At 55.3% G+C, this 18,620-nt stretch carries 16 protein-coding genes and 2 pseudogenes; 5 read left to right on the top strand and 13 right to left on the bottom strand.

The features are described from left to right. Nucleotides 1-225: 225 nt before the first annotated feature. The 12 genes and pseudogenes from MHN28_RS23185 to MHN28_RS23130 all read right to left on the bottom strand — a co-directional run. Nucleotides 226-423, bottom strand: a pseudogene (locus MHN28_RS23185) (alpha/beta hydrolase-fold protein); the annotation flags it as partial. Between the two features lie 3 nt (nt 424-426). Further along, on the bottom strand, nt 427-1,539 hold the full coding sequence (locus tag MHN28_RS23180; protein ID WP_239345236.1) for an S-(hydroxymethyl)glutathione dehydrogenase/class III alcohol dehydrogenase: 1,113 nt from the start codon (nt 1,537-1,539) through the stop codon (nt 427-429). A 122-nt stretch (nt 1,540-1,661) separates the two neighbouring features. Further along, on the bottom strand, nt 1,662-2,330 hold the full coding sequence (locus MHN28_RS23175; RefSeq protein ID WP_239345218.1) for a glutathione S-transferase family protein: 669 nt from the start codon (nt 2,328-2,330) through the stop codon (nt 1,662-1,664). Between the two features lie 9 nt (nt 2,331-2,339). Beyond that, nucleotides 2,340-4,064, bottom strand: a complete 1,725-nt coding sequence (locus MHN28_RS23170; RefSeq protein ID WP_239345216.1) for a Rieske 2Fe-2S domain-containing protein — start codon at nt 4,062-4,064, stop codon at nt 2,340-2,342. A 22-nt stretch (nt 4,065-4,086) separates the two neighbouring features. Continuing rightward, nucleotides 4,087-4,971 (bottom strand): aromatic ring-hydroxylating dioxygenase subunit alpha, encoded by an 885-nt coding sequence (locus MHN28_RS23165; RefSeq protein ID WP_239345214.1) that lies wholly within the window; start codon nt 4,969-4,971, stop codon nt 4,087-4,089. A gap of 22 nt (nt 4,972-4,993) precedes the next feature. Beyond that, nucleotides 4,994-5,839, bottom strand: coding sequence for an aromatic ring-hydroxylating dioxygenase subunit alpha (locus tag MHN28_RS23160; RefSeq protein WP_239345212.1), 846 nt, complete (start codon nt 5,837-5,839; stop codon nt 4,994-4,996). Between the two features lie 13 nt (nt 5,840-5,852). Next, nucleotides 5,853-6,794: an ABC transporter permease gene (locus MHN28_RS23155; RefSeq protein WP_239345211.1), complete on the bottom strand. Its 942-nt coding sequence runs from the start codon at nt 6,792-6,794 to the stop codon at nt 5,853-5,855. Further along, entirely contained in the window at nt 6,787-7,854 is a 1,068-nt protein-coding gene (locus MHN28_RS23150) for an ABC transporter permease (RefSeq protein ID WP_239345210.1), read from the bottom strand. Before MHN28_RS23150 ends, MHN28_RS23155 begins: the two co-directional genes overlap by 8 nt. Next, complete coding sequence (locus MHN28_RS23145) at nt 7,841-9,391, bottom strand: ABC transporter ATP-binding protein (RefSeq protein WP_239345209.1); 1,551 nt, start codon at nt 9,389-9,391, stop codon at nt 7,841-7,843. Before MHN28_RS23145 ends, MHN28_RS23150 begins: the two co-directional genes overlap by 14 nt. 52 nt (nt 9,392-9,443) lie before the next feature. Further along, nucleotides 9,444-10,409: a BMP family protein gene (locus MHN28_RS23140; protein WP_239345208.1), complete on the bottom strand. Its 966-nt coding sequence runs from the start codon at nt 10,407-10,409 to the stop codon at nt 9,444-9,446. A gap of 114 nt (nt 10,410-10,523) precedes the next feature. Next, entirely contained in the window at nt 10,524-11,600 is a 1,077-nt protein-coding gene (locus tag MHN28_RS23135) for an aromatic ring-hydroxylating dioxygenase subunit alpha (protein WP_239345207.1), read from the bottom strand. Nucleotides 11,601-11,757: 157 nt separating this feature from the next. After that, complete coding sequence (locus MHN28_RS23130) at nt 11,758-12,699, bottom strand: helix-turn-helix domain-containing protein (RefSeq protein WP_239345206.1); 942 nt, start codon at nt 12,697-12,699, stop codon at nt 11,758-11,760. Between the two features lie 286 nt (nt 12,700-12,985). On the opposite strand from MHN28_RS23130, the gene MHN28_RS23125 reads away from it, so the two are divergent. From MHN28_RS23125 to MHN28_RS23105, 5 genes are all read left to right on the top strand, one after another. Next, nucleotides 12,986-14,233: an aminomethyltransferase family protein gene (locus tag MHN28_RS23125; protein ID WP_239345205.1), complete on the top strand. Its 1,248-nt coding sequence runs from the start codon at nt 12,986-12,988 to the stop codon at nt 14,231-14,233. 79 nt (nt 14,234-14,312) lie between these two features. After that, a complete protein-coding gene (locus MHN28_RS23120) occupies nt 14,313-15,122 on the top strand; it encodes an AraC family transcriptional regulator (protein ID WP_239345204.1) in 810 nt (269 codons plus the stop codon). Nucleotides 15,123-15,334: 212 nt separating this feature from the next. Then, nucleotides 15,335-16,351 (top strand): helix-turn-helix domain-containing protein, encoded by a 1,017-nt coding sequence (locus MHN28_RS23115; RefSeq protein WP_239345203.1) that lies wholly within the window; start codon nt 15,335-15,337, stop codon nt 16,349-16,351. A gap of 19 nt (nt 16,352-16,370) precedes the next feature. Continuing rightward, nucleotides 16,371-16,943: a methylenetetrahydrofolate reductase C-terminal domain-containing protein gene (locus tag MHN28_RS23110; protein WP_239345202.1), complete on the top strand. Its 573-nt coding sequence runs from the start codon at nt 16,371-16,373 to the stop codon at nt 16,941-16,943. Then, nucleotides 16,940-17,941, top strand: a complete 1,002-nt coding sequence (locus tag MHN28_RS23105; protein ID WP_239345201.1) for a methylenetetrahydrofolate reductase — start codon at nt 16,940-16,942, stop codon at nt 17,939-17,941. The genes MHN28_RS23110 and MHN28_RS23105 overlap by 4 nt, the downstream gene beginning before the upstream one ends. Nucleotides 17,942-18,284: 343 nt before the next feature. On the opposite strand, the pseudogene MHN28_RS23100 reads toward MHN28_RS23105, so the two are convergent. Continuing rightward, nucleotides 18,285-18,620: pseudogene (locus MHN28_RS23100) on the bottom strand (transposase); the annotation flags it as partial.

Here is an 18,620-nt window from a genome sequence, read left to right as displayed (position 1 = left end):
AGGCCTATGCTTGCGTAATAATCTCAGCAGAAGAACGGTTGTGGGCCGAAGTCCTTGGGACAGAGAGAGCGGACGCCTACGATTTAGATGCAACTACGCCCGTTATCGTTGGGCGACGTGAAAGCCTCGATCTATTGGACCGGATCGTAGAGATTCGAACTAATGTCTATTTCACCAGCAAAGCTCACTACTCGTCCAAACTGGAATAACCCACCGCTGGATCTATTGCGGTCCGGCCTTGGACATCTCATTTTCATGGGTGCAGGTTAGTCCGGACAGATACCACAGAACCGGTACCGATGTTGCTTCGGCCTGCGGAGGCAGAAAGATACCGAAGGTCATGTCGCAGTTACAGGCAACTGATTGGTGCCTGTAAACCGCGTTCTTGCCTCCGAAACACGCTGTGTTTTCCAGAAGCCCCATGTCTTAGAATTCCACCACGGCCCGGATGGACCTGCCTTCGTGCATCAGATCGAACCCATGGTTGATCTCATCCAGTGTCAGCTTGTGCGTGATCATCGGATCGATCTCGATTTTGCCGTCCATGTACCAGTCAACAATTTTTGGCACATCCGTCCGGCCCGACGCGCCGCCGAAGGCGGTACCCCGCCAGCTACGGCCGGTGACCAATTGGAACGGGCGGGTTGAGATTTCCGCTCCGGCAGGTGCCACGCCGATAATGATCGATTCACCCCAGCCTTTGTGCGCGGCTTCCAGCGCGGTGCGCATCACACCCACATTACCGGTCGCGTCAAATGTATAGTCGGCCCCGCCGCCGGTCAGCTCCACCAGATGCGCGACAAGATCACCGTCGATCTTGGAGGGGTTCACGAAATCTGTCATGCCAAATTTCGTGGCCATCTCAACCTTGCTGTCATTGAGGTCGACACCTACGATCTGATCGGCACCCGCCATGCGCAAGCCCTGGATCACGTTCAGTCCAATGCCGCCCAGACCAAACACGATGCCCCGGCTACCGATTTCGACCTTGGCGGTATTGATCACCGCGCCGATGCCGGTGGTCACGCCGCAGCCGATGTAACAGATCTTGTCGAACGGCGCGTCCTTGCGCACTTTGGCCAGTGCGATTTCCGGCACAACAGTGTGGTTGGCAAAAGTCGAACAGCCCATATAGTGATGGATCGGAGTCCCATCCAGCATCGAGAACCGGGTCGAGCCATCAGGCAACAGCCCCTGCCCTTGCGTGGATCGGATCGACTGACAAAGGTTAGTTTTCGGGTTCAGGCAGTATTCGCATTCGCGGCACTCGGGCGTATAGAGCGGGATCACGTGGTCACCCACCTCCAGCGACGTAACACCTTCGCCAACCTCAATCACAACACCCGCACCTTCGTGGCCAAGAATGGCCGGAAAGATGCCTTCGGGGTCGTCGCCCGAGCGGGTGAACTCATCGGTGTGACACAGGCCCGTCGCCTTGATTTCCACCAGAACCTCTCCGGCCCGCGGGCCCTCCAGATTCACCTCCATAACCTCAAGTGGCTTGCCGGCTTCGACAGCGACGGCTGCGCGGGTTCTCATCATTGGATTGTCCTTGCTATTAGATCTCTATAAATGGCGTCCGGTCCAAATGTGTCGCATCATGGACCGGACGCCGAGGTTCGCCGCATACGGGTAAATACGCAGCGAAGGGGAGTTTAGTGCTATGCGGCTCGTTCCGCTTCTTTCTCGACTGCTGGTCCGGCAGGGAACACGCCTGACATCACGACAAAGCCGGGGATCCGTTTGAACCGGTCAGTCCAACGGCGGATTGCGGGGTAGTCCATGCGTGACACGCCGCCTTCCTCGCTGAGCATGATGTAAGGAAAGCAAGCGATGTCTGCGATTGTGGGATGGTCACCGGGGCAAATCCAGTCCTGCCCGTCCAACTCGGCAAAATACAGATGTTCGTCGAGAATGCGGAACAATTTGTTTGCCCCGGCACGCGCCACATCCACGTCGATCTGGGTGTAAAACATTGCATCGTGCAGGCGCGCCGCGGATGCGGTTGTGGTGATGCCATCGGCAAAGGCCAACCATTGCGACACCTGCCCCAGTATCGCCGGATCACTGGATGGGTACCAATTTTCAGACGTGTCATACTTGCTGGCCAGGTACACGAGGATCGCTTGCGCGTCGCGCAGGACAAGCCCTTCGTCGTCAATCACCGGCAATTGGCCCAACGGGTTGATTTGGCGAAATTCCGGGGATTTGTGCTGATTGCCCGGATAAAAGTCGATGGGCTCGGCTTCGTGCTCAAGCCCGAGGAAGGACATCAAAAGGCGCAGTTTGTAGCAATTGCCGGATAGCTCGTAGTCGTAAAGTTTAATCATAACAACCTCTTATATATCCAGGATCAAGCGTTTTGACTTTGCGCGGCTGACGCAGGTCATGATCGATTTGTTCGCGGCTTTTTCTTCGTCTGTCAGATAAACGTCCTGATGCAGGACATCGCCTTCAATGACTCCGCACTGACACGTCCCGCAGGCTCCCAGCTCACAGGAACTGGGCATGTTGATCCCATTGTCGCGAAGCACCTCCAGGATCGACTGCCCATCATTGACGGTCAGCGTCAATGCCGAGCGGGCGAGATCTATTTCGAAACTGCCGGAGTCATCCACTTCGTTTTCATTCTTGAAGTATTCAAAATGAACGCACGCGTCTGCCCAGCCCTGATCCGCAGCCGTTTTGCGTGTGGCATCCAGCATCGGACCGGGCCCACACACATAAACATGACGGGCATGGCCGGGTTCCGAAAGGACCTCACCAAGCTTCTTGCCGGTTTCTTCAGGAGAGAGGCCCATGTGATAGGATATCGCGTTTTCAAACTCGCTGATCTCCTGAGAGAATGCGATATGCGATTCACCCTGTACGAAGTAATGGAACTCGAAACTCAGGCCCTGAACGTTCAAGGCCCGCGCCATTGCGATCATCGGGGTCACACCGATGCCACCGGCGATCAGAATCGTGTGCACGGCATCCCGGCGTAACGGGAAGTTGTTGCGGGGGGCCGAAATCGCCAGCACGTCACCTTTTTTGACATCATCATGGATCGCAACCGAGCCGCCCCGGCTGTTGGGATCGCGTTTCACACCAATGGTGTAGTGGTCGGTTTCACCCGGACCATTCGTCAGCGAGTACTGACGGATAAGGCCATTTTGCAGGTGAACGTCAATATGCGCCCCCGGCTGAAATGTGGGGAGCCCGCCCTTAATGGATTCAAAGCGTACCTTGAGGATGTCGTCCGCCGTCATTTCCTTTTCAGCAACCGTAACCCGAAGGTCCGCTGCGGGGCCGTCTTCTCGAATTGCGGGGATATTAACGAGGTCTTCGGCAACCCGGGCGATCACCGGCTCGTAAGGGGCAGGCATTTCTTTTTGCGATGCAGCTGCCTCAACTTGGTCGCGCAATTCCTGCAATAGCCAGCTGTGACGTTTTAGTGCGTCCTTGCGTGCGTCACCGGAAAGGCTCGAATTCACAATGCCGCGGATGACCGAGCGGTGACTGTCCGTCGGCTGAATAAAGAAGCGGATCGAAACACCATTGCTGTCGGAAACTGTCACAGAGCCATCGGCGTTAGCAAACCCCAAGCAGGACTCGTTCCATTTGTAACCAACCAGGGCTTCGGAAACCATGTCAGTCGTGGCGTTCAGCGGGATGGGCCGCAGAACCGTTGCGTCGGCAAAACCATCAAGCGCCGGAACATCGCCGGTTGCCTCTTCGCCGGTCCAGACCAGACCATAGGCTTCCTGCGTGGGATAGGTGTTGTTGCAGATCGTGCGCGCAGGCGCGTCTGCGGGATGGGCCGGGATATAGGTGCAACCGGCGGTGCGGTTGGCATAGCGCCAGCCGTGGTACTGGCACTTGAGTTCGTGCCCATCATTAATGCCAATCGAAAGCCGTACGCCGCGGTGAAGGCAGCGGTTTTCCCAGACGTTGACGTTGCCATCATCGGCGCGCCACACGGCAAATTCACGGCCCAGAAGCTGCGCCTGATAGACGTGTCGTTTCGGAAGATCGGAACTGGAGGCAATAGGATACCAGTTCCGTTGCAGGTCGGTCGTCATGATGATTTCCCTGTTGTTTTGGTCACGCAGCCGACGGGATCACGCCATATGTGATCCCTTTGTCGGACAGCCACCTGCGGTAAGCGATTGCGGATTTATCCGCGCGAATGGGCGTTTCCGCCCTTGGATCAAGCGGAAGCCGCTTGGGATGCTGGTTCTCCAGGATCGGTTTGTCCTGGCCAAAAATCGTCTGTTGGAACAGGCGGATATTTCGGTCCTCGTTGGCTTCATCCAGCAGTGAAAGCATCATATGGACGCGCACCTGCTCTTGATTGAAGGGCTGGACAAAAATGGCAATGACATCCATCCGGGCCTCATCAAGCGGGCTGGATTTGTAGAGAACCGAGCAATAGGGATGCGGCACGCGGTAGATATATTCCACATCGGCACCACCATCTGACGCGGCGGCGGCCATCGGCTGCCAGAACTTGCAATTCGTGGCAAGTATCTCGTCCCTCTCCTCGGAAACCTCAACAAAATAATCTTTTACTTCTGTATGCGGCTCGGCGCCAAGGATGTCCGTGTGAACATAAGGAAAGTGCCCCATGTCCAGAAAGTTCTCGACCATGCGGGGCGCTGATACATTCACACCAAAACTTGCGGCGTGGATATTTCGGCGGTCCGCTTCGCCATATTCAGGGATTGGAAAAACGTCACCTTCAGGGGTGCCAAGCGAGGTCCAGAAATAGCCGAAGCGTTCCTTGACCGGTAGCGTTGGGTTCGGATCGCAATTCGGGTCGCCCTCATGGGCCCAGGCAATAACGTTTCCGGCTTCGTTTCTCGTATAAGCAATTGGCTGTTCCAGCAGAACTGACTGGCCCACGTCGCCCTGATGCACTTCTTCCAAAGCGGAAATAGCATACCAGAGGTTCAATGCGACCGGATCGTTGCAGATGAAATTAGACAAGGCTTCACCTCCTTTATTGGTATCAAGCGGCCGCGATTGCGCCGTAGTTCACCTGTTGGTCCCTCAACCAGCGGCGATACAAAATCGCGACCTTGTCGGCCCGGATTGGGGTCTCGGCGCGCGGATCCAGCGGAAGCCGACGGGGCACTTGGTTTTCGAGGATCGGTTTGTCCTGCGCAAAGATCAGCTGCATGAACCAACGCAGGCTGGCCTCGCTCATGCCATTCTTGATGTAGCAGAGCATGTTGTGGACCACGCAGTCTTCGGGACCCACCGGTTGAATGAACAACACAATGTAATCCATGCGGTCATCATAGTGGGGATTGGTTTTGTAGAGTGCTACCGTGAAAGGCCGATAGACGCGGTAAACATATTCGACGTCAATCGCGCCCTCAGCGGTGGGCGATGCCACCGGTTGGGAAAAGTAACATTCCGTCGCGATGATCTCGTTGTCTTCGGTCAGTTCCACCTCGTAGGGTTTGACCTCGGTGTGGGGTTCCTCACCCAACCAACCAGTGTGAACAAACGGAAAATGCCCCATGTCGAGGAAATTTTCCACAACACGCAGACCGGATGTTTTGACGGCAAAGGACCCGCCGCTGACAACGAACCGGTCGTCTTCAAACGCTTCAGGGACATGCAATATGTCGCGTGACGGCTCACCAAGGCAGGTCCAGACAAACCCATATTTCAGCTGACAGGTCAGTGGCTTGCCATCTTTGGTACAAGTCACGTTTCCATCAGCGTCCAGTGAGACATTGATTGCCTTGCCGAACAGATTGGTCGAATGGTTTGAACCCTTGGACAGGTTGGCCAGATCGGCCACAACATGCCAGTCATTCAAAAGGACTTTGTCTTCGCATTTCATGACAAGTTCTCCTTCATTCCCGGTGATAGGGCACACCCAGATGCGCCGGCTGTTCTGAACGCACCTTGACGCCCATCATCACGATGATCGCGCCGATGTAAGGCAAGGCGAGCAAGAGCTGATAGGGGATTTGCACACCAACGCCCTGCGCCTGAATCTGGAACGCCTCAAGGAAGGCAAACACCAGGACTGCCGCCAGAACCGGAAGTGGCTTCCAGTTACCCGCGATAATGATCACGATGGCGAGCCAGCCTCGCCCGCCGGTCATGCCAGGAACAAAGCGGTCTGTCAGTGCGAGAACAAGCACAGACCCCGCAAGGCCCGCCATCAGCCCGCCGAAGGCCAGCGCCGAATACTGCCTGCGCGACACGCTCAGACCCTTGGTGTCCAACGCCTTTGGGTTTTCCCCAAGAGCGCGGATCTCCAGCCCAAAGCGTGTTCGGTAAAGAAACGCCCAGACCACCCCGACCATCGCAAAGGCAAAATATGTGAACAGATGCTGGTCGAAAAGAATCTCGCCCAGGATTGGCAGCTGTGAGAGCCCCGTAATTGGCACTGTTTCAAACGGCGTTACAGTTGGAATGTGCCCGCTATCATAAGCTCTGAGGTTTTCTCGATAGAGGAACAATGTCAGTCCGGACGCCAACAGGTTGATGCCCAACCCGGTCACGAACTGATTGATTTTCAGCGTGACGGCGGCGATTGCCATAGAGAGGTGCACCACGACCCCTGTGGCCATTCCAGCCAGCAGCCCGACATAAAGAGAGTCGCTGGACACCGCGGAAAAATAGGCGACGAACGCTGCCATGAGCATGCTGCCCTCGACACCAAGAAACCAGATCCCGGCGCGCTGAACCACAAGTTCACCGATAGAAACCAGCAGCAAGGGTGCGGCAATCCGGATCGTGGCGGCAAACATCGACACAAGAACCGCTTGTTGAAAGAGATCAGTCATCAGAAGTCACCCGCTTGATCCGGTATTGGAACAGGACGGAAGTTATAAGGAAGAACATCAGGATGATGGCCTGCATTGCGGAGATGATCGCCGACGACACATCCGCCATGACCTGCATAAACAGACCGCCATTCGCCAACCCGCCAAAGAGCAGCGCGACCAGACCGACCGACAAGGGCCGCAATCCGGCGATCACCGCGATGATCAGTCCAGCGGAACCATACCCGGTCAGGAAAGTCTGAGAGACCCGGAAATCCACACCAAAGGTCTGAACCATGCCACCAAGACCTGCCAGCGCGCCTGAGATCAGCATCACAATCACGGTCATGCGTTTGGGATTGATACCCTTGAAGCGTGCCGCAACCTGGTTGTCGCCAAAAGCGCGTAACCCAAATCCAAATGTGGTGCGATTGACAACAAAATGCATCGCCAGGACCGTCAGGATTGCCAGCCCAACACCAATATGCAGATCCGTATTCGCAAACATATCTGGCAAATGGGATGATTTCGGCACTCTGGCCGACTGGACATAGTACTCGCCCGGCGCCATCCAAATGCGGCTCGTCAGCAGATAGGACAGCAGGTAAACGATGATATAGTTCAACATGACCGTCGACACGATGATGTTGACGTCGAAGCGAGATTTTAGAACACCGCACAATCCGCCGATCAGGCTCCCGCCCAACATTCCGGCCAGAATAACTAGCGGCACCATCAGAATTGCGGGCAGCTGCACGATCGTCGTGAAAAAATAGGCCATCATAGCGCCAGCAAAGAACTGGCCTTCCTGACCGATGCTCCAGATCCTCGCCCGGAAGGCAAAGCTGGCGGCAAGGCCGGTAAACGCCAGGGGCGCTGCGTGCACCATTGATCCCTGAACACTTTCCCAGTCACCCATCGCCCCAATGCGCAATGCATCAAGGGCCTCCCACGGGTCAAAACCCAGAATGGCGAGGAGAATTCCCGAGGCCAGAAAGGCCATCGTGATTGCCACGGCAGCCTGCAAAAGCACGCCGGCGGTGCCAATCTCGACTCGTTTTGACAGTTTATATTGTGACATGGGCGTCCTGCTTCGTTTCTTTTGCGTCCAGGCGTTGCCCTGCCATCAGAAGGCCAACTTGTTCGATATCGATTTCGTCCGTGCGGAAAACGCCCATGATCTCGCCCTTGAAGACCACGGCGATTCGATCTGACAGGGCAAAGATGTCTTCCAGCTCTTCAGACGCCAGCACGATGGCAAACCCTTCGCGGCGTTTTTCAAGAAGCATCTGGTGGACATATTCGATCACACCCACGTCCAGACCACGCGTCGGCTGGTTGGCAAGGATGCAGCAAGTTGCCGACCAGAACTCGCGGGCCAGAATGATCTTTTGCGCATTGCCGCCCGACAATGTGTCAGTACGGGCATGTGGACCGGGGGTGACGATGCCGAATTTCTGAATTGCGTCCTGCGCAAAATCGAGAATTCGGCGCGTATTCAGAACGGGCCCGTCAGCAAAGCTTGGATTGCTCTGCAAGCCGAGGATGGCGTTTTCCGCGAGACTAAATTCGCCAACCAGACCCGCCTTAAACCGGTCGTCGGGAATGTAGCCGACGCCGTGTTTGATCATCTGTTCCGGGCCATGGTGGGTGACTTCATCACCATAGAGCCAGATCTGCCCGGAATCCGTATCGCGCACGCCCATCAAGGCCTCGAACAACTCGTTTTGCCCGTTGCCCGACACCCCGGCGATGCCAAGGATTTCATGGGCGTGGACCTTGAAACTCATGCCTTTGACGGCCTGTTGATCCTTGTCATTGCGGATGCGCAGCCCTGTCACCTCAAGAATGGTTTCGCCGGGGTCAATCTCTTCCCGCTCCGCCTGAAGCATGACGGGGCGTCCCACCATCATCGAGGTGAGATCTTCTTTTGTGACATCGCTTGTGCGCACCGTGTCGACGATATTGCCTTTGCGCAGCACAGCGACATGGTCCGATTGCAGGACCTCATCCAGCTTGTGTGAAATCATGATGATTGAAAGGTTGTTATCGGTCATGCGCCGCAGGATGCGGAACAATTTCGCGGATTCCTGAGGTGTCAAAACGGCCGTCGGTTCGTCCAGAATCAACAGCTCCGCGCCGAGGAAAAGAACTTTGACGATCTCGACCCATTGCTGCTGTCCAACTGACAGTTGCCAGACCTTTGTGTCGAGTTCGAGGTCAATGTCGTAGCGCTCACAAAGCTCGTGAACTTCTTTGCGTGCTTCACCCAGATCCAGCGCCAGTCCCGAATCCCGGCTGCCCAGCACGATGTTTTCCAAAACAGTCATAGGGGGGACCAGAACGAAATGCTGGTGAACCATGCCTATTCCCAGAGCGATCGCGTCGCGCGGAGAGGCAAACGAAACCTCTTTACCGTCATAAAATATCCGCCCGCCATCGGGTCGATAAAACCCGTAGAGACAAGAAGACAGCGTCGATTTGCCCGCGCCGTTCTCTCCGAGAAGGCACAGGATTTCTCCGCGCTCTACCTCGAACGAAACATCGCTGTTGGCCACAACCGGACCAAAAGTTTTGGTAAGGCCGGTTACCTTCAAAAGGGGCGGCGAATTGCTCATGGGGATCTCCGTGTTGTGGCCCCGGAGTTCAACCGGGGCCACCCTTGCTTTCTTAGTCCGAGACCGGAACGTCGAGGACCAGCGGCACTTCCAGCTTGCCGGATATGATATCGGCCCGCGCGGCTTCGATCTTGGCCTTCACATCTTCGGGAACTTTGTCTTCCAGTGCGTGGTAGGGCGCTATGTCCGAGCCACCATCAGCCATGCCGTACCAGACCGCTTCTTCGTTACCCGCGAATTTGCCTTCTTTCTGAGCCTGGACCCATTCGCCCAGCATCCAGTCCATTGCTGGGTCCCAGGTCAGGACAGATGAGCTTAGCACCACGTCGGGCGCCATCTCGTGGGTGTCTTCAATCATCCCGAAACACAGGATTTCCTTGTCGCGGCAGGCCTCATAGACCTCGCCAGCAAGCTGATAGACAATGTCGGCGCCTGCCGCGTTTTGTGCAAATGTCGCTTCGATTGCCTTTTGCGGATCGTACCAGCTCTCGATGAAGCTGATCTTGACTTTGGCATCTGCGTTCACGGCCTGGGCACCCGCCCGATATGCGTTGATCTGGTCATTGATGTCATCCGCAGGAAAACTGCCCACCGCTCCAAGCACACCCGTCTTTGACATGCTTGAGGCGAGCATACCCAAAAGATACGCCGCTTCGTGAACCCGGCCATACATCAGATAGTGATTGGGGCCGGTGTTGTAATTGCCCGAGCCAAGCGAAACGAACATCGTGTCAGGATATTTGTCGCTCAGATTCTGGATCTGATCGCTATGCGCCGTGGCGCTGAGGATGATGTCATACTTGCCAGTTTTAGCGAGCAGGTTCATCACGGATTCCGCTTCGTCACCGTAAACAGAGTCCTTTGTGTCGTAACTCACTGAAACACCGTGCGAGTTGTTTTCGGCAACGCGGTCCAACGCTTCGACGATGACACGGTCCCAATTGGACTCAGGACCGACAGAGTACATCAATGCGATGTTGACGTCCTCGGCTGCATAGGCCGTTGAGGACCAGGACATGACTACGGCTGCGGCTGCGCCGAGTCCCGTCAGGCTCGATTTTGAATATAGCTTTCCTGTAACCATCCTGAATGGTCTCCTTTGCTAAGTCTGATTTTCGAGGCGGGCCGCCAGTTAGCTGGTGATTTGAGGCGAACCTAGATTGAACAAGCGCACCAGTGCGCGGCGGTACTGGATTGAGAACTTGTCTGCGGGGATATGCATCTCTTCGGCAATGTTCAGCGGAACTTCTTCCGGCCGCTGGCTTTCAACAACCACGATGTCTTCTTCATTCGTCACCAGTTGGTACTCAGCATAGTCCTCCGCCGTTGCACCCGGGATATTTGTCTGAGTGAGTTGGAAGATTGCGGTTTCGCGCGCACTGACCGGTGTACCAATGTCGTAAAAATGGCTGGTCATCTTTCCGCCATCGTCTGTTTTGTAATCGACCTGAAGATCCGTCGCGAAGGGGAAGGTGAACATGTGGGTATAGTAAACTTCCCGCTCCCGCTCACCCTCGTCATCGTTAAACCCACGTTCAACTTCGATATACGGCATTTCCATGCGCATCCCGTTGTCGTCCAGTTCCAACTTGTAGTCGATGATTTCTGGGCGTTCCCGGTTGCCAAACGTTTTCATATGAACCCAGGACAAATGCGCGAGGTCATTGAAGTTTTCACAGTGTCGACTGGCGGACGCCTTCCAGTTCCCCTTGGGAAGCTCGAAAGTGAGCCACTCGTCTCCGGCGTTCTCAAGCAGGGGCCAATCCGGGATCGGGCGTGTCGCTTCCGGCTTGAGGCAAACCCAGACCAGACCATATCTTTCCACGGCCTGATAACTGATCAAGCGGATCGTCTTCGGAATGGGCCTGGATGGATCGGCCACAGACGGAATCTTGGTACAGGCGCCATCCTTGTCATAATGCAGCCCGTGAAACGGGCAAACGATGTGTTTGCACTCTTCGTCCATCCAACCAAGACTGAGCGCCGCACCACGGTGCACACACAGGTCGCGTGCCGCAGAAATTCCGTCGACCGTCCTGTACAGGACAAGCTCTACATCCAAGAGCTTTGATTTGATCGGGCGGTCTGTGATCTCGGAGGAAAAGGCAACCGGATGCCAAAACCCGGCAAGGATGTGCCAGTCCTGCTCAGGAAAAGTACAGTCGCGTGGCAGTTCGGAGAATTGCTTCTTGTCAGTAGACAAAAACATGAGTGGCTCCCTTGGCTTTCGGCAACGATGTGCGTACACGGGCGTCGCTAGCTGTTGGCTTGTTTTGATTTTTGTGTCTGTCGCGTTTGGCTAATGAGGCCAAAACTCAGGACACAATAACAACAGGCGCAGCCTGTTTTGCGCTGAGAGTCCGTATTTATTGCACTTTTCGTGCATCTTTTAAAAATTCAGCCGGCGATTTGCCGAATTTTTTGGCGAATGCGCGCCGGAATTGAGTCGTACTGGAGAAGCCAAAGCGATGAGAAACGTGCGCGGCATCCAGTTCCTTGTTACGGTTTTGCGTAATGAACCGCGCGCTGGCCTCGAGCCGGCGACTCAACAGAAATTTTGCGCAACTCGTTTCTTCTTTGCTGAACAGATGATGAAGATAGCGGGTGGAAATCGAATGGGCCTCGGCAATCGAGGCGGGGGTCAATTCCGGGTCGCCCAGATGCAGGTCGATGTACCCCTTTATGTGCCGGACACGTTGCCTGGCGGTCTGGCTGCGAAAATTCATTTCACTGCCTCTTAACTCCGAAATAACAGCACAGATCAGCGAATTTGCCGTCTGCACCAGCACATCCCGCGTGCGATCTGTCATGTTGGGCATTTCGTCGGGTAATGCCATGAGCAAGGCCCGCATTGCACGAAAGCCTGGCGTATCCTCTGACAAAAGCGTCGTGCAGATTTCTTCGGGGTCATCCACATGCATCAGAACCGTGTTCAGTGGGATGCCGATCAGCCATGCTGTTGTCGGAACATGCTGGTTGTATATGAGCGGGGCGCGCGTGACATGAAACACCCCTTCGCCCGGACCAAATTCTACAAATCTTCCAAATTGGGTGAAGTCGCACCTCCCCTTGACCGGCATGGTCAGCACCAGACGTTTCCTCTGCGCCTTGCTCAATTCCGACTCGGTTTGCATCGCCTGATAGGGTGGAGCACTGAAGTATGTAATGCTGAGACCGCCGAAATCCCATGTCTTGCTGAACCCACGAAACGCACCCGGATTCTCGCAATGAACAACCATGGGGCTGCTGAAGCGCCACATTTTTTCCACCCAAAGATCAAATGTGTCAAATTTTTCAACGTTGTACATGTGATCTGGCTTTTGGTGCGGTTGCGGGGGTTGAGGCTAATCTACCGATTCCCGGCAATTCGGCAAAGGCATCCATCTAGCTGAAGCCCAAAAGCCCCGAACCGCACGCGCGTTGTCGCCGCGACATTAATCGTGGGCATGACTCCGTTAAGCAGGGGCATTAATCAGGTCCATGCAGCCGTTTAATGTATTGCCAGCGAAAACTACGACTTGGTGTTCGGTACGCGAGGGTTGTTTACTTGTCTGCGACCGCGAGTGCTGAACACCACAGATTGAGGATCAGAACATGGACGGCAACGATATCCAGAACGTGAAATTCGAAACAGGTCTGAACCGTACGGAGAGCGGTCGCCCTGCTTTTTTTGGTTCGCCCTTCGTCGAGGCAACCGCCCCGCTGAACGGCAACGCACTTTGGATGCGTTGGGGTGAATACATGGTGGTCGACACCTACAGCAACATGGCCGACGAAGTGAAAGCCATCCGAGAACGGGTCGCGATGGGGGATATGTCACCTCTTTCAAAATACCGGATTTCAGGCAGCGATGCAGAGGACTTTCTCGACGGTTTGATCCCGCGTCCAATTGCCAAGCTCCAGGATGAACAGATCTACTATTCCCCCTGGTGCACCGAAGAGGGGAATGTGATTGGCGACGGCCTTATCATCCGTGAAGACGCCAATAATTTTCTGATCTCTGCCGATCCGGGCCTGAAATGGTGGACCAGCAATATCCGTAGTCGCGACGTCAATGTGAGTGACGAGACCGACAATTTTGGAATCCTGACCTTGCAGGGGCCAAAGTCGCGAGAAACGGTCGCAGCGGCGGCAGATGGCGAATTCTCCGAACTACCCTTCTCTCGCCTCGGATGGGTGACAATCGCAGGGCAGAAAATTCGGATCATTCGTCAGGGATTTACCGGCGAACATGGTTACGAGCTCTGGGTGCCTCGCGCCCATGGCGTGGCTGTTTGGGAGGCCGTGGCAAAAGCGGGAGCGCAGTTTGACATTCTTCCGGCAGGCGCATGGGCGCTGGATATTGCGCGGATCGAAGCCGGGCTTCTAATTGTTGGGTATGACTACACAAGCGCTGGTCCCGACGGTGGTGCCGCCGGGGTATATGCTGCCGGCACCCTTCGCGCCTCGCCACTGGATCTGGGGCTCGGGCGCCTGATCGATTATGATGGTGGTGATTTTGTCGGCAAAGCAGCGCTAAGCGCAAAGACAGAGAGCGGAGACCACCGGCAGCTGGTGGGTCTTGAGATTGATTGGAAAGGGTTTGAATCGGATGCACCGGGAAATCTGACCCGTGTGCGCTGGTATCCCGCAAGCCTGACAGCAGATGGTAGGGACGCCGGTTTTGCCACCAGCGTTACCTGGTCGCCAACAACGCGTCGATTGATCGGTTTCGGACATGTTGCCAAGGAGTTTGCAGAGCCGGGCACGCAACTTCAAGCCGCATTGAGTGAGAACGATGCTGACACGGTAACCGCCACTGTGATCAAACTGCCTTTCTACAAACTGAACCGATCCTGCTAGCCCCTTGTTTCGCCGCAGCATCATTGGCAGAGCAAGTCGCGGCGCTTGTTAATTATCGATCGACGCGCCAAAATGGGGCATGCGCATACCCCCAGTTAATCTTGGCAACGACAATACTTTTGGGCGGATCGTCTATAATGAAGGTGGAAGCTACGGCCCGGTTCGCGGGCCGTATCTTGCGTTTCTTTACATCGAAACCGGGCATGGGCGGATCCTCGCGGACGGTAACGCCGTCGAATTGTCTGCCGGAGAATGCGCCCTCACTTTGTCCACACATTCGTATTCCTACAGCGCCCCGCCGTCGAAACGGTCTGTCGTTTTCTGGACCGACTGCCGGATCGAGGACAACAGCCAGATTTGGAACGATCTGCGGTCAGGTCCGGCAAAAATTGCGGCGTCTGACACAATTCAGGCGCTTATCAAGACTGGTGTGAGCATTCAAACTGACACCAGTTCAGGTGCTGAACATTTAATAGAGGCAGTCACCCGCACGTTACTGCAGGCATATTTCTATGAAGCAGGCACACTCGTCTATCATGGCCGGGTGCCGGAAGTGATCCAGACGGCAAAACGACGGTTATCCGAAAGTCTGGCAGTGGATGTGACCATCGCTGAAATCGCTAAGGAGCTCGGGATCACTCCACAGTACCTGGTGACCTCGTTCAATAAATTCTTCGGCGAAACCCCCGGAGAATATTTGTGGAAATTGCGCCTTAACAATGGGTTATTACTGATCAAACGCACCAATCTGAGTATTGCGGAAATCGCCTATCAGTGCGGTTTCAAAAACCCGTTTCATTTTTCCCGCAAGTTCAAGGCATGGAAGGGCCACAGCCCGACGGAATTGCGCAAAGCAATTCAGGATAATGATCAACGGCGGGTTTCCTGAGCCGGGAATTGCCCGCCACAAGTTCCGGCTAGATTAATTTGGGATATGATAATCACTATTCCAAGTATGGCGCCAACGAGATTGAGTAAAAATAATGGACGCAAAGGAAGACGCACGATTATCCGCCTCTGTCAGGGCTGAGAGATGTCGTCAAGACACCGATCGCCAATTCAAGCCTTTTGAACGGTGAAGAAAGAAGGCCAAACATTCAAATGATTGAACAACTTATGTCGAACATGTCGAACGAGTCCTGTACGCCTGTCCTGCCTGCTATTGGCCCGACACAGGAACATTTGGTCTTTCTGCAGGCGCCCGGCGCTGCGACCTATCTGGCTGAGGCCTGCATAGATATTTTGCGGTATTCAAACGAACTTGTAGGGCAAGAGAAATTCAGTTGGACCATCGCTTCCGCGCCAGAAACGTCAGACAGGTTTGACGATACAGGCGATCAAACACGACTGTCCCTTGTTCTGTTGGGCAATCTGAATGGGCCCGCAACTGCCTTCAGGCAGCAACGCAATTGGTTAAAGTCATTTCACGGCAATCCGCGGCGGATGCTGGCCACCGGCTCGTGGGTGCTTCCGCTCATCGCAGCGGAAAAGAACCGGATTGATCGCGTTGCCTTGCACCCGAATTTTTGGGATGTCGCCGCCGAGATCTCGCCCTCGGTCAAACTGTCGGAGAACAGTTTTGAATTCGGGCAAGGCATCAGCACGGCGGCGGGCTTTGTTTCGACATTGCTACTGATACGGCGCCTTGTGATCGATGTTATCGGCGAGGCTTTTGCACCCCCATTGGATTCTTACTTTGGTTTCAAAGATCAGCCAAAACATGATGGTTCGGTTTTGACCAAGAAGGCGATATTGCACGCTCGGGGGAATCCGTTGATCGCGCGGGCAATGAAACGGATGGAGGAGAATATCGAATTCCCGCTGCCAATCAGCAAGTTTGCGGATGAACTGGGCGTCTCACCACGCAACCTCCAGAGAACATTCAAGAAATGTCTGGGAGACTCGCCCAGCACCATCTATATTCGGCTGCGGCTCGAGCGGGCCTATTTGCTGCTCAGGACAACGGATATGCCGCTGCGGGAAATTGCTTTTGCCTGTGGGTTCGGTGACACATCCGGCTTGTCCAAGTGGTTTCGCCGGGAAGTCGGCAGGCCTCCGGGGCAAGTGCGAAATAGCGAGAGGTGGGGCGAGGTCGATGCGACCACCCCGTCGGTTTAACAATTGAGAGGATCCGCAAATGTATCGTGTCAGGTTGTTCGCTGTCCGTCACTCTCGAGCATTCGAACGGGTTTATCGTTGGTTCGAAAACTGTCTGGTGGCTCTCGATCCGCTGTTTCGCCGGATCGGATACCAACGTATTGAGCCTTTCGTCGCCTTTGTAGAGAGACTGAGCAAATCCTTCCTGTTCGACTGTAAGATGTGCGGGCAATGTGCGCTGTCATCAACCGGGATGTCCTGTCCGATGAATTGCCCTAAAACGCTGCGCAACGGTCCATGCGGTGGCGTTCGGCCCGGCGGTTTCTGCGAGGTGAAGCCCGAAATGAAATGCGTCTGGGTCGGCGCCTGGGATGGAGCTTCGCGTATGAAACACGGGCGCCAGATCGAGATAGTCCTGCCTCCGGTCGACCACTCACTGAAGGGGTCTTCCTCCTGGTTGCGCGTTTCGCGCGAAAAGGCCGCAGATCTGCGCGAAGCGCGCGAGGCGCAGCGCTCGGCTGTTGCCAAGGCGTTCGGGTCAGCCCGAAAGCACGAACCTGCAACCGCCCCGCTTGCACCGGAACCCGGCAAGAATGAGAGGTCAAAGTCATGAGCACCGGCGACATTCCGTCCATGACTGCTTATCCCGAACTGCCCGACGGGCTGGTCTCAGGCAGCCGACTCGAGCGGGCCCTCAAAGCGGGCAAATTTGCAATCACGGCCGAACTCAATCCACCCGACAGTTCGGACCCCGAAGATGTCTATCGTGCGGCCCAGCCCCTGAGCGAAGTGACTGACGCGATCAATGCCACCGACGCCTCTGGTGCGAACTGCCACATGTCATCGATCGGCATTTCGGCATTTCTCTCCCAGGCCGGGTACGAGGCGGTGTACCAAATCTCTTGCCGTGACAGAAACCGAATAGCCATTCAGGGCGATGTGCTCGGCGCAGCCGCTCTTGGGGTCAGAAACGTTCTGTGTCTGACGGGTGATGACGTTGGTGCGGGCGACCAGCCCGGAGCCAAACCGGTGTTTGATCTGGATTCGCTTTCCTTGTTGCGTACGCTGCGCACAATGCGAGACGATGGCGTTTTCCTGTCGGGACGAAAGATTTCGAAACCGCCCCGGCTGTTTCTCGGTGCGGCCGAAAACCCGTGCGTCGATCCGCTGGTATGGCGCCCTGATCGTTTGGCGAAAAAAATCGCCGCGGGTGCTGAATTCATTCAGACGAACTATATCTTCGACTTGCCGCGCTTCCGGGCCTTCATGGATCGCGTAAGAGATCTGGGCTTGGACGAAAAAGTGTTTCTACTGGCGGGTGTCGGACCTCTGGCCTCAGCACGAGCGGCACGCTGGATGCGTTCCAATGTGCCCGGCATCCACATTCCTGACCAAGTCATCAATCGTATCGAAAACGCTAAGGACCAGGCGCTCGAGGGGCAGATAATCTGCACCGAACTGATCGAAGAAATTCGCGATATTCCCGGCTTGTCCGGAGTCCACGTCATGGCTTATCGCCGCGAACATCTGGTTTCGCAGATCATCAAAGACAGTGGCTTGCTGGAACGCAGATCTCGGGGCGCTCAACTCGCAGCGCCAAACGTGAGTTAAGGTACTCTAACTAAACTGTTTCACCGACAGGTTCTGAAGGTGTTGTCTTATCTGTTCGGCATGTTCGTCAATCCAAACCCAAAGTTTGCGACATGTATGGACATACCCCTTTTGGCAAGATGAAACTCTGGTTGGTAATTCGCGTAGTCCGGTGCTGACATGTATGCGGCCTCATAGTGCGGCTTTCCCATGCCGCGGACCCGTATGGAGTTCTCAGAACAAGTCCAATTCAGGACCACGTGCTCCAGGCACTGTGTCGCAAGCTGGTTTTCCTGATCTCGTCTCATCGACTGCTGCGCCTTACCTTCCGTTTGACCGTCCCACACCTCCGGGATCAGATTGTTTACAAGGCTCTAACGTGTAACGATTGGTCCCGGTATGCTTCGCCACGTGCCATCAACGCCCAGACGGTACGCGCCATTTTGTTGGCCAAAGCCACTCTGACCAACATGGGTGGCTTGCGCTCCAGCATCCTTGCGAGCCAGGATCCCGGTGCGGACCCATTGTGCTCGGCCCATCTAACCAAAGCGCTGACTCCAATACTGAGGAGGAGTCGCAACGTTCGGTTCCCCATCTTTGATGTGCGTCCCAGGCGCTGCTTGCCGCCGGTCGAATGCTGGAGTGGGGGTTAAGCCTATCCATGCCGCAAAATCGCGCCCCCATCTGAATGTCGAAGGTG

Source organism: Ruegeria sp. Ofav3-42, from assembly GCF_022347725.1.
Taxonomy (GTDB): Bacteria; Pseudomonadota; Alphaproteobacteria; order Rhodobacterales; family Rhodobacteraceae; genus Ruegeria.
Note: the sequence above shows the minus strand (reverse complement) of the source record. Positions and strands in the feature narration are given on the sequence as shown.